General features: G+C 71.2%; 7 protein-coding genes and 1 pseudogene. 3 read left to right on the top strand and 5 right to left on the bottom strand.

The genetic code is table 11. The features are described from left to right. Positions 1-16: 16 nt before the first annotated feature. The 3 genes from A6A27_RS16060 to A6A27_RS16050 form a co-directional block, all read right to left on the bottom strand. A complete protein-coding gene (locus tag A6A27_RS16060) occupies positions 17-1,000 on the bottom strand; it encodes a carbohydrate ABC transporter permease (RefSeq protein ID WP_073835421.1) in 984 nt (327 codons plus the stop codon). A 126-nt stretch (positions 1,001-1,126) separates the two neighbouring features. Next, entirely contained in the window at positions 1,127-2,440 is a 1,314-nt protein-coding gene (locus A6A27_RS16055) for an extracellular solute-binding protein (protein WP_073835420.1), read from the bottom strand. Between the two features lie 290 nt (positions 2,441-2,730). Then, positions 2,731-3,276, bottom strand: a complete 546-nt coding sequence (locus A6A27_RS16050; RefSeq protein WP_073835419.1) for a plasmid pRiA4b ORF-3 family protein — start codon at positions 3,274-3,276, stop codon at positions 2,731-2,733. 150 nt (positions 3,277-3,426) lie between these two features. Here A6A27_RS16050 and A6A27_RS16045 point away from each other — a divergent pair, with 150 nt between their 5' ends. Then, the gene (locus A6A27_RS16045) at positions 3,427-4,212 is read left to right on the top strand and encodes a pyrimidine reductase family protein (protein ID WP_073835418.1); all 786 of its coding nucleotides are present in this window, start codon (positions 3,427-3,429) and stop codon (positions 4,210-4,212) included. A 200-nt stretch (positions 4,213-4,412) separates the two neighbouring features. Here the strand turns inward: A6A27_RS16045 and A6A27_RS16040 are convergent, their stop codons facing one another. Next, on the bottom strand, positions 4,413-5,945 hold the full coding sequence (locus tag A6A27_RS16040) for a M4 family metallopeptidase (RefSeq protein WP_073835417.1): 1,533 nt from the start codon (positions 5,943-5,945) through the stop codon (positions 4,413-4,415). A 435-nt stretch (positions 5,946-6,380) separates the two neighbouring features. Beyond that, a pseudogene (locus A6A27_RS47450) lies at positions 6,381-7,958 on the bottom strand (hypothetical protein). A 366-nt stretch (positions 7,959-8,324) separates the two neighbouring features. Between A6A27_RS47450 and iscB the strand changes: the two are divergent. Both iscB and A6A27_RS16025 read left to right on the top strand, forming a co-directional pair. Then, positions 8,325-9,896, top strand: coding sequence for an RNA-guided endonuclease IscB (iscB, locus tag A6A27_RS16030; protein ID WP_338013286.1), 1,572 nt, complete (start codon positions 8,325-8,327; stop codon positions 9,894-9,896). Then, positions 9,893-11,641, top strand: a complete 1,749-nt coding sequence (locus tag A6A27_RS16025) for an ATP-binding protein (protein WP_073835416.1) — start codon at positions 9,893-9,895, stop codon at positions 11,639-11,641. The genes iscB and A6A27_RS16025 overlap by 4 nt, the downstream gene beginning before the upstream one ends. Positions 11,642-11,669: the final 28 nt, after the last annotated feature.

Raw genomic sequence — 11,669 nt, 5'->3', positions numbered from 1 at the left:
AGGGTCTGCGCGGTGGTCACTTCTGCTCCCCCTTCACCGACCGGCGTACGAGCGCAAAGTTGATCAGCGCGAAGATGATGATCATCATGAAGAGCAACCAGGACATCGCCGAGCCGTACCCGTACTCGGCGTTGCCGGTGAAGGTCCGCTCGTAGATGTACATGGCCAGGGTCTGGAACTGGTGGTCGGCGCCACCACGGACCAGGCCGAACCCGTACATCAGAGGCTCGGTGAAGATCTGGAAGCCACCGATGGTGGAGATGATGACCGTGAAGAGGATCGTCGGCCGGATCAGCGGCACGGTGATCGCCCAGAACTGCCGCCAGGCCGAGGCACCGTCCAACGCGGCCGACTCGTACAGGTCCTTCGGGATGGCCTGCATGGCGCCGAGGTAGATCAGCGCGTTGTAGCCGGTCCACCGCCAGTCGACCATGAAGGCGACCGCGAACCAGGAGGCGTAGCGGTTGTCCCGCCAGGCGATCGGATCGACGCCCACGGTGCCGAGCAGCCAGTTGATCAGGCCGTACCGGTCCGCGAAGATCAGCGCGAAGATGATCCCGACCGCGGCCACCGAGGTGATGTTGGGGATGAGAATGCCCATCCGCAGCAGCGTGCGGGCCCGCATCTGCCGGTTCAGCAGGTTGGCGATGATCAGCGCCACGACGAGCTGCGGCACGGTGCTGAGGATGAAGATCCCGACGGTGTTGTAGGCCGCGTTCCAGAACTGGGCGTCCGCCATCAGCTCCCGGTAGTTCTCCAGCCCCGCGAACTCCTTGGTGCCGCTGAGCAACTCGTAGTCGAAGAGCGATACGTAGGCGGTGTAGAGGACCGGGAAGAGGCCGAAGATCCCGAAGAGGACGAAGAACGGGGCGATGTAGAGGTACGGGGAGTAGCTGAGGTCCCAACGGCCGAGCCGGTACGACCGGCGCCGGCGCGGCGGGGCGGGCGGGGGTGGCGAGGCGGCACGCGACGATGGCACCGCGCCGACAGTGGAACGCATTGCGGGTCCTTCCGGGGAGTTGGGCGTTGGTGACCTCGCGGCGGCGCCCACACCCGGGCCGGGTGTGGGCGCCGCCACCGGTCTGCGGGCCCTGGACGCCCGCGGGCTCGGCGGGTCACCGGCGACTCAGCTGGCCGCCTTCCTGGCCTCGTCCATCGCCTTCTTCCAGGCGGCTTCCGAACTGATCTGGCCGCGCTCGGCCGCCTGCATCTGCGGCTCGACGATGGTCTCCCAGATCTGCTGGTGCTTGGCGCCGAGGAAGACCGGCTTCATGTTCTTGACGCTCGCACCGAAGATCTGGCCCGTGGGCGCGCCGCTGAAGTAGTCGCTCGTCTTGTCCTTGAACGCCGGGTCCTCGAGGCCGGCGATGTCGGACGGCATGGCGCCCGCCTCCTTGAACGCCGCCAGGTGCCCCTCCTTGCTGGTCAGGTACTTGGCCAGCAGGTACGCCTCCTTCGGGTGCTTGGTCTGGGCCGGGATGGCGAGGTAGGAACCACCCCAGTTACCGCCACCGCCGGGGATCGTGGCGATGTCCCACTTGCCGGCGTTCGCCGGGCCCGAGCGCTGGGCGATGACGCCCTCGGTCATCCAGGCCGGGCAGGGGAGGGTGGCGAACGCGGAGTTCTTGAAAGCGGCGTCCCAGTCGGCGCTCCACCGCTGCGCCTTGGCGGTCAGCCCGTCGGCGGCCATCTGCAGGCCCAGGTCCCAGGTCTGCTTGATCACCGGGTTGGTGTCGCCGATGAACTTGTTGTCCTTGTCGAAGAAGAAGGTCTCCGAGTTCTGCATGACGTACGGCTGCATCAGGCTGGTCGCGCTGTCCAGCCAGGCCGCCTTGACCTTGCCGCTGGCCTTGAACTCCTTGCCCAGCGCGATGTAGTCCGGCCAGGTGCTGATCCGCTTGGCGACCTCGTCCCGGTCCGTGGGCAGGCCGGCCTGCTGGAACAGGTCCTTGCGATAGCACATGGCCAGGCCGCCGACGTCGGTGCCGAGGCCGATCAGCTTCTTGCCGTCCGGCGTCAGGGCGTTGTTCCACTTCCACTCGGGGAAGTTGGCCTTCAGCTCACCGGCGCCCAGGTCGAGCAGGTTGGCGAACTTGTCGTGGTTCTGGACGTACCCGAGCAGGACGCCCTCCTCGAGACCGACCACGTCGCCGGCGCCGCTGCCCGCGGCGAGCCACTGCACCAGCTTCGGCTGGAAGTCGCGCAACTCGCCCATCTTCTGGTGCTCGACCTTGATGTTGGGGTTGGCCGCCTCGAAGTCCTTGATGGCCTGGTCATAGCCGAAGTTCTGGAAGGTCTGCAGGACCAGCTTGACCTGGCCGCCCCCGCCGGTCGACCCCTCGTCCTCGCTCTTCTTGCTGCACGCCGTGCTGCCGAGAGCCACGCCCGCGGCGAGCGCGGCTACCGCGACAGTTCGGAGCCGGCGCCTGATGACGCTCATCCCTGACCCCTCTCAGGTGGGTAACTCGTGTGGTGGTGATTGACCCGTGCCGCCCGTCGGCGGGGCGGGTCACGTGGTGGGGTTGTGCCGGTTCTGGACGCCGCCGCGACAAGCGATGTGGCTTGGAACACACGCCGGGAGCGCTCCCATGAGCTTGCCGATCCGCTTCAGGAGGTGTCAACAGGCCTGTGGGAGCGTTCCCAGATTGTTACCGGCGACGGCTCCACCGAGCCGGCCGAGGGGTGCGGCAGACCGAGACGACCAGCCCCGGCCGGCGCGCGGTCAGCAGGTCAGCAGAAGCGGCGCAGCAGGGTGGTGGCCCGGGCGGCGTCGAACGAGTCCGGGTCGAACCCGTCGGCGACCCAGTCCCGCATCGCCTCGTGCTCGGGGTGGGCCGGGTCGGCGAGCGCGGCCAGCAGGACGGCGTACCCGGACGGGCCGCCCACGTTCTCCGGCGGGCAGGCCCGCTCCCCCTCCAGGCAGGACGGGTAACGCCCGTCCGGGTCGGCGGTGCAGGAGTCCTCCACCACCAGGTCGTGCTCCCACCAGTCGCCGAAGTCGTAGGTGTAGCGGAACCGGCTGCCCTTGCCCAACACCTCGTCCAGCCGGACGTCCAACTCGTCGCGGAGCGCCAGATCGCCGTCCGGATCGGGTTCGCCGTACTGGCAGCCGTCGATCTCGAACGAGTGCAGGTGGCAGTCGCGCCAGCCCATCGCGTGCTGCACCACCCGATGCAGCCGGTCCAGGGTGTAACCGCCGGGAACCTGCACCCGCCGCCACACCGGCGGCCGGACCCCGGCGAGGGAGACCTTCAGCTGGAAGATCTGACGCGGCATGCTGTCCCATCCTTCCTCGGCATAGGCTGCCAGCATGATCTGCCGAGCGTGCCGGGAGCGGCGGCACGACGACTGTCCTGGCCGGAAGTGGTGCGACTGCCAGCACCGTACCCCCGAACCCACCCCTCCGGTCACCGGTCCGGCCGGCGAATGACCGACGGGATGGCGATTTCGCGGGTCTGGCCGGCACCCGCGACCGGGCCGCTGACCGACCCGGAACTGGCTGCCCTCTACGGCCGCGCCGCCCGGCCCCACCTGCGGGTGAACTTCGTGGCCAGCGCCGACGGGGCGGTTTCGCTCGACGGGTTCTCGGCCGGGCTCTCCGGAGAGCCGGACAAGCGGGTCTTCGGGCTGCTGCGGATGCTCTGCGAGGGGCTGGTGGTGGCCGCCGGCACGCTGCGCCACGAGGGCTACCGGGCGGTCCGGCTCGACCAGGCGCGCCGGACCTGGCGCCGGGAGCACGGCCTGGCCGAATATCCGACCCTGGTGGTGGTCTCCGGCTCGCTCGACCTGGACCCGGCCCAGGCGGCCTTCGCCGACGCCCCGGTCCGGCCGCTGGTACTCACCCGGGCCGCCGCCGAGCCGCCCCCCGGGCTCACCGACGTGGCGGAGCTGGTGCGGTGCGGCCAGGAGCAGGTCGACCTCGCCGCCGGCCTGGCCGAGCTGCGCCGCCGGGGGCTCGGCCAACTGCTCTGCGAGGGCGGCCCGTACCTGTTCGGCGCGCTCACCGCAGCCGATCTGGTCGACGAACTCTGCCTCACCGTCGCGCCGATGCTCGCCGGGGCCGGCCCGGGCCGGATCACCGCCGGGGCCGGCAGCACCGCGCGCCACCTGCCGCTGCGCCACGTGCTGGCCGCCGAGGACGGGGTGCTGATGCTGCGCTACGCCCGCGACCCGGAGGAGTCACCACCCGCCGGGTCCGCCCCCGCCGCCTGACCGGACCGACCCGATCGACCCCGGGTCGGCGATGTGGTGGGGTCCGCGGCGCCCGGATGCCGCCAGATCGGCGACGCGGGTAGTTGCCGTCCGGCACTGCGAAGGGCGCGGGCACACCCGGGAGGGCGAGCCCGCGCCCCTGGCGACGCGGCGGGACCGGGGCCGGCGGTGGAGGAGACCGCCGGCCGCGGTTCAGCGGGTCAGTTGACGGAGACGGCCGACCAGGCGGCGGCCACAGTGTTGTACTCGACGCTGCCGGTGCCGTACAGGTCCTTCGCGGCCGACAGGGTGGCGGTGCGGGCACCGGCGTAGTCGGTCCGCGAGGTCATGTACGTGGTGAGCGCGCGGTACCAGATCGCGCCGGCCTTGGCGTTGCCGATGCCGGTCACGGTGCTGCCGTTGCAGGTCGGGCTGTTGCCGTACGACGACGCGCCGCTGCCCACGGCGAGCAGGTAGAAGAAGTGGTTCGCCACGCCGGACGAGTAGTGCACATCGAGCCGCCCGACGGACCGGCTCCAGCAGTCGGCGGACGCGCCGTCCTTGGACGGCTTGTCCATGTAGCGCAGCGGGGCGCCGCTGGTGCGCAGCTTCTCGCCGATCAGGTAGTCGCCCGGGTCCTTGGCGTTGTTCGCGTAGAACTCCACCAGGGTGCCGAAGATGTCGCTGGTGGCCTCGTTGAGGCCGCCGGACTCCCCGCTGTAGCGCAGGCCGGCGGTGTTGCTGGTGACGCCGTGGCTCATCTCATGACCGGCCACGTCCAGCGAGGTGAGCGGGTACCAACCGGAGCTGCCGTCGCCGTAGGTCATGCAGAAGCAGGAGTCCTGCCAGAACGCGTTGGCGTAGTTGGTGCTGTAGTGCACCCGGCTGTACGCGCCGACGCCGTCGTTGCGGATGCCGTTACGGCCGAACGTGGTCTTGTAGTAGTCCCAGGTCATCTGGGCCCCGTACGCGGCGTCGGCCGCGGCGGTCTGCCGGTTGGCCAGGGTGCCGTCGCCGAAGACGTTCGAGACGCTGGTGACCAGGGTGCCGGTGCCGGTGGTGCCGCCGTTCAGGTCGTACGTCCGGTGGCCACCGCGGGTGGCGTCGGCGAGCTGGTAGGTGGTGCCGGAGAGGGTGCTGCCCACGGTCACCGTGCCGGAGTGGAAGGTGTTGCCGGTGCCGTCGCGCTGCACGCCCTCCCACGAGTCGCGGACCCGCCCGGTGGTGGCGTCGACCAGCACGTGCAGCTCGCTCGGCGTGCCGTCGGCGTACGCGCCGCCCACCACGACCTCGTAGGCGAGCGCGGTGCCGGCGGCGTCGGCGTCGTACACCAGCTGGCTGCCGTCGACGCGGCGGGCGGCGGCGGTGGAGGCGGCGAGTGCGGTGCGGCCGGCCGCCGCGGCGCTGACCCGGGCCTTCGCGCCCCGGGTCGGGGCGGCGGCGAGCGTGTGGCTGGCGCCCCGCCAGGTGTTGCCCTTGCCCAGGTGGACGACGGTGTCGCCGCCGAGCACCGGCAGGCCGTCCTGGTAGCGGTTGAGCCGGACGTGCTCGGTGCCGTCGACGTCGGCCTGGACGTTACGGAGCGTGAACGTCTGGCCGTCGGCGACCAGGGCGCCACCCGAGTGGGCCCGGAGCTGGGCCACCGCGCGGGTGAACGCGTCGGTGGAGACGGGGGCGGCGGAGGCCGTGGCGGGCAGGCCGGCCGCCAGCAGCGCGGCTGTGGCCAGACTGCCGAGGAGAGTGCTACGACGCATGAAGTCCCTACCTTCACTAGGACTGCCGGTCGGGGGGGTACCGACCGACGGGGCGACCCGCCGGTGGGCGACGGATCGGCACGCCCGGTGATGACCGGACGTGACGACGCACGAGGTATCGACGGAGGAAAGATCCTCGATGCGTTGTTGCACATTCTTGCGCCGCGGGGCCCTTGTCTGTCACGACCTGGTGCCAAGATTTTTTCCAGAACTTTCGTGGCCCGTTCACCACCGGTTCGTGGGAGCGACCGGCCACGCGGGCTGGATCGGGGCCCTAGCCTGGGACGACGGGCTCCACGGGGTGGGTGGCGCGGACGGCGCAGGGGATGTACGCAGCTGACATCGTCGCGTGGGCCTGGCCGCACGTCGCGATCGGCGTCGCGGTGGCGCGCGCCGGGTTCCGGCACGCCCGGGCCGGTGGCCCACCTGGTGCGATCAGCGCGGCTCGCAGACCCGGCCGGTCAGCGCCGGATCCCCTTCCCGGGTCGCCGACCACAGGGGGTTGAGCGCGAGGACCAACGGGGGCGCCTGCCAGGCTGCGCCCAGCTGCTGGAGCAGCGCGTACTCCCGGCGGGGCTGCGCCACCGGCTCGCCGGCCAGGAAGGCCTCCACCCGGTCCTCCACCGCCCGCCGCCCGATCAGGCCGCCGTGGAACGCCGGCTCCTGATAGACCGGGATGCGGCTGTACTCACCGGGTGGCGCCTCGGCAGCGCTGACCGTGGGCAGGAAAGCGATCATCCGGACCCCCGGCACCGGGCAGAGGATCCGGTTGCGGTAGAACGGCGCGTCGACCAGCACCGAGCGGACGAACGGCTCGTCGGGATGGTCCTTGACCGGCCGGGGGAGATTCGCGAGCCAGAACAGCACCCGCAGCTCCCAGCCCGCCGCGACCCCCCAGCCCTCGTGCCCCGGCGGCGGGTAGTACGTCCGCCCCGCCTGGACCAGCGGGCTGAACATCACCACGGCGCTGACCGGGCCACGGGGCAGCCGCTCCAGGTAGGTGCGCGCCACCATGGAACCCTCGCTGTTGCCGAACAGGGCGATCGGTCGGCCGGTGCGGTGGTGCAGCGCGTCCACCTGCGCGGCGAGCAGGGCGCTGCTGGAGTCGAGCGACCGGTGGGTCGCCTCCGGCGGGTACGGCAGCGGCCGGCCGTGCGCGTCCAGCCCCCGGTAGGAGAAGCGCTCGACCCGGGGATCGGCGGACGGCTCGCCGTCCCAGCGCGAATCGTGCCCGCTGAGGACGATGATCGCGTACGGCACCCGGTCGGACAGCCGGTCGCTGAGGATCGGGGGCATTCACGGGCCGTGCCGGCCACCTCCGGCGATCCCGACCAGCGCCTCGGCCCAGACCGCCCCCACCACGGCCAGCCCGATCGCGATCGGGGCGACCGGGAGCCGGGGCAGCCGGACCCGGGCCGGCAGCACGGCGGCGGCCACCGCCCCGCGCCACAGCAGCCCGTTGGCCACCCCGGTCAGCGCGGCCACCCCGACCGCCCACCAGCCCGGGACGCTGGAGATCAGCGCGCCGGCCAGGGTCAGCAGCAGGAAGTTCAGCGACGACCAGCCGAGCAGCTCGATCGTGGGCAGCCCTCGCCACCAGCCGGCGGCCACGCCGGCCCGGGCCAGGAAGGGGGCGAGCACCAGCATCGGGACCAGCGAGGCGAACAGGTACCAGGAGAGCGACACCGCGGAGAAGGCGACCGAGAGCGCGGCCCACGGCGAGATGACCAGCGCGGCCAGCACCGCGACCGACAGGTTGCGCCGGACCAGCCAATTCCAGGCGGGACGCGCCGCGCCGGCCGGCCAGGCCAGCGCGGTCAGCCCGGCGGAGAGCAGCCCGCGGGCCACCGTGACCGTCACCAGCCCGAGCAGGAAGGTGCCCCACGAGTCGTGGTACACCAGCAGCCAGCGCAGGTCGTGGTACGAGTCGTAGGGCCAGACGGCGGTGGCCTGCGGGGTGAGTCCCTGGGCGGCGCGGAAGCCGAACGCCATCAGCAGCCCGCCCTCGAGCATCGGCGGCAGCGCGGCGAGCACGAGCAGCGCGACCACCCGGCGCCGTGTCGATCCCACGTCCACTCCCCGCTTCCCCGGCCTCCTGAGGATCTCGCGGATCAGTCGCCGGTGGGATGGGAATCGCGCGGAGAGGCGTACCGTCCGTGGCCATCCGACCCCGCTGGGCAAGCTCGGCGGACGCGGGCCGTGGCGTCCGCCGCGTCGCGTGGCAACCTGTCGCATCCCTCGGGCAGGATGCACCTCGTGCGCCGCGAACGGGACGACCAGCCGACCGGAGACTGCCGGTCAACTTTCTCGGCCCTGACGGATCGAGCTTGCTCGGTTCTTCGGGATGGTTGACCAGCCCCAGAAACCCCTGAAAGGGAGGTGACTACGTTGTACACAGGTGTGAAGACCAATTCCGGGGTGCTTCCTCAGCTCCGGACTCTGGAATCCGTGTCAGCAGACACGGCCCCGAGAAGCCACGAAACGGGACACGGACGCCGCAAGGCAGCCGGTGTGCGACATGGGCGAGGGGAGACCGGCGTGAGCCGGCGTCACCCGGAACCTGCCTCGGCGGGAACCGGCGAGGGCCGTGAGGCCCACACCCATCCGGTGGTGTTCGTTGTTGACCGACACCATCGTCCGTTGCAGCCGTGTTCCCCGGCACGGGCACGCAAGCTGCTCGCCTCCGGGCGGGCGGTGGTGCACCGGCACACTCCGTTCGTGATCCGGCTCAAGGACCGTGGGGTCGCCGACTCGCAGGTGGATGGGGTTGAACTCGGCATTGACCCGGGTTCAAAGGTCACCGGTATCGCAGTCTTCCGCGCCGACAACACGCTTCGGACCGGCCTGTTCGCGATCGAGGTCCGCCATCGGGGCGGGCAGATTCGTGACAAGCTGACCGCCCGTGCCGTATTCCGGCGTGGCCGCCGGTCGCGGAACCTGCGCTACCGGGCACCCCGGTTCCTCAACCGCCGCCGGTCGGATGGATGGCTAGCGCCGTCGCTGCGGCACCGGATCGACAACACCGTGTCCTGGGTCCAACGGCTGTGTCGGTGGGCCCCCGTGACCGGCCTGCATGTGGAGCGGGTCGCGTTCGACACCCAACTCATGCAGAACCCGAACATCGCAGGTGTCGAGTACCAGCACGGCACCCTGCACGGCTACGAGGTGCGTGAGTATCTGCTGGCCAAGTGGGGACGCGAGTGCGCCTACTGCGGCGCGTCCGGGGAGCCTCTGAACATCGACCACATTGTGCCGCGTTCGCGGGGCGGCTCGGACCGGGTGTCGAACCTGACCCTGGCCTGCGTCCCGTGCAACTTGGCTAAGGGCGCCACCCCGGTCGAAGTCTTCCTCGCGGACCGGCACGATGTATTGGCCCGGATCCGACTCCAAGCGAAACTGCCGCTGCGGGACGCCGGGGCCGTGTCGGCGACCCGGCGGGCGGTGTGGCAAGCGCTGGCCGCCACCGGCCTGCCGGTTGAGGTATGCACGGGTGGACGCACCAAGTGGAACCGGCACCAGACCGGCGCGCCGAAAACCCACTCCCTCGACGCCCTGCACGTCGGGGTCCTCGCTGGCGTGCAGTCCTGCCCGGGGGAGGTGCTGGTCGCCGCCGCGACCGGACGCGGCTCGTACGCCCGCACACGCTGTGACCGGTACGGCTTTCCCCGGCTGCGATTGCCAAGGAGCAAATCGGTGTACGGGTTCCAAACCGGCGACCTGGTGCACGCTGTCGTATCCGCCGGTAAGAACAAGGGCCGGCACATTGGTCGAGTCGCTGTGCGAACCACCGGAGAGTTCAACATCCGCACCAGCCACGCCCTTGTGCAGGGCATCCATCACCGGCACTTCCGGCTGCTGCAACGCGCCGACGGATGGGCCTACGCCCGAGAGGAGGAGCGGCGTTTTTTCCCGGCCCTGAACGGCCGGGTTTCCACGCCGCAACGCCGATGACCGACGACCTGCTCGACGGCCCCGGCGACGGGGTCGGCCGGGTGCTCGGCACCGCCGACGCCACCCCGCTCACCTTCTGGACCGCCGTCTCCCCCGGCAGCTACCTGCAGCTCGACGACGTGGTGGTCACCCGCCGCGAGCTGCCCGACCGGGAGCCGGTGACCATCGCCGGCGTGGTCACCCAGGTGCGGGCCCGACACGAGGGCGCGCAGTTCGACTCCGACGTCTTCGCCATCGCCGACGGCACGCTCCCCGCGCAGGTGCAGGAGGCGGCCGAGGTCACCACCACCCGGGTCGACCCTGAGTTCTACGTGCCGCCCACCCCCGGTGCGGTGGTGCACCGGGCTGAGGGCGACGCCCGGGCCCGGGCGCTGCACTTCGACCGGATGGAGCGGCGCATCCCGATGGGCATGGGCCGCGACGGCGTGCCGGTCTACCTCAACGCCGACTTCCTCGACGGCACCCGGGGCGCGCACGTCTCCATCTCCGGCATCTCCGGGGTGGCCACCAAGACCAGCTTCGCCACCTTCCTGCTCTACTCGGTCTTCCGCTCGGGCGTGCTCGGCGGCGACGCAGTCAACGCCAAGGCGCTGATCTTCAACGTCAAGGGCGAGGACCTGCTCTTCCTCGACCACCCGAACGCCCGGCTCGACGACGACACCCGGGCCGGGTACGCGAAGCTCGGGCTGGCCGCCGGTGCCTTCCCCGACGTGCGGGTCCACGCGCCGCCCCGGGTCGGTGACTCCTCCGGCACGCCGGACGTGAGCAGTCGGCTCACCGGCGTCGACAGCTTCTACTGGACGCTGAGCGAGTTCTGCGCCGACCGGCTGCTGCCCTACGTCTTCGCCGACGCCGACGACGAGCGCCAGCAGTACACGATGGTGGTCCACTCGGTCGCCGCCCACCTGGCCCGGTACGCCCAGCCCGCCGACGGCGGGGTGAGCATCGACGGGGTCCGGCTCGGGTCGTACGCCGACCTGGTCGACCACATCGTCGAGCAGCTCAACGACGACGAGACCCGGGGCGACTGGGCGGGCAGCGCGGTTGGCCTGGGCACGGTCAACGCGTTCGCCCGCCGGCTGATCGGCAGCAAGAAGGACCTCGGCCGGCTGATCCGGGGCGACCTGGCCACCCGCCGCCCGCACTCGATCAACACCGCGGAGAGCGCCCAGGTCACCGTGGTCGACCTGCACAATCTGCCGGACCGGGCACAGCGCTTCGTGGTGGGCGTGACGCTCAAGAGCGAGTTCGAGCGCAAGGAGAAGGCCGGCACCGCCAAGCCGCTGCTCTTCGTCGTCCTCGACGAGCTCAACAAGTACGCCCCACGCGAGGGCTCCTCCCCGATCAAGGAGGTGCTGCTCGACATCGCCGAGCGGGGCCGCTCACTCGGGGTGATCCTGGTCGGCGCGCAGCAGACCGCCAGCGAGGTGGAGCGGCGGATCGTGACCAACTCGGCGATCCGGGTGGTCGGCCGGCTCGACCCGGCCGAGGCGTCCCGCCCGGAATACGGCTTCCTCCCGCCCGCCCAGCGGCAGCGTGCCCTGCTGGCCAAGCCGGGCACCATGTTCGTCAACCAGCCCGACATCCCGGTCCCGCTCTGCCTGGAGTTTCCCTTCCCGGCCTGGGCCACCCGGGTCTCCGAGGCCGGCCGCGCGCCGTCGGAAACGCTGCGCTCGATCACCCAGGCGGCCGACCCGTTCGCGGTGGTGGGCTCCGGCACCTCCGACGACGACATCCCGTTCTAGGAGGCGTGAGCGACCGGTGAGCGCGAGG

This window comes from Micromonospora sp. CB01531 (assembly GCF_001905095.1).
Lineage (GTDB): Bacteria > Actinomycetota > Actinomycetes > Mycobacteriales > Micromonosporaceae > Micromonospora.
The sequence above is the reverse complement of the archived record's forward strand: the minus strand, read 5'-3'. Positions and strand labels throughout refer to the sequence as shown.

Excerpts from the sequence above, each read along its gene's own strand:
- A6A27_RS16025 (WP_073835416.1), top strand. The coding sequence starts at position 9,893 with ATGACCGACGACCTGCTCGACGGCCCCGGCGACGGGGTCGGCCGGGTG.
- A6A27_RS16055 (WP_073835420.1), bottom strand. The coding sequence starts at position 2,440 with ATGAGCGTCATCAGGCGCCGGCTCCGAACTGTCGCGGTAGCCGCGCTC.
- A6A27_RS16045 (WP_073835418.1), top strand. The coding sequence starts at position 3,427 with ATGACCGACGGGATGGCGATTTCGCGGGTCTGGCCGGCACCCGCGACC.
- A6A27_RS16050 (WP_073835419.1), bottom strand. The coding sequence starts at position 3,276 with ATGCCGCGTCAGATCTTCCAGCTGAAGGTCTCCCTCGCCGGGGTCCGG.
- A6A27_RS16060 (WP_073835421.1), bottom strand. The coding sequence starts at position 1,000 with ATGCGTTCCACTGTCGGCGCGGTGCCATCGTCGCGTGCCGCCTCGCCA.
- A6A27_RS16040 (WP_073835417.1), bottom strand. The coding sequence starts at position 5,945 with ATGCGTCGTAGCACTCTCCTCGGCAGTCTGGCCACAGCCGCGCTGCTG.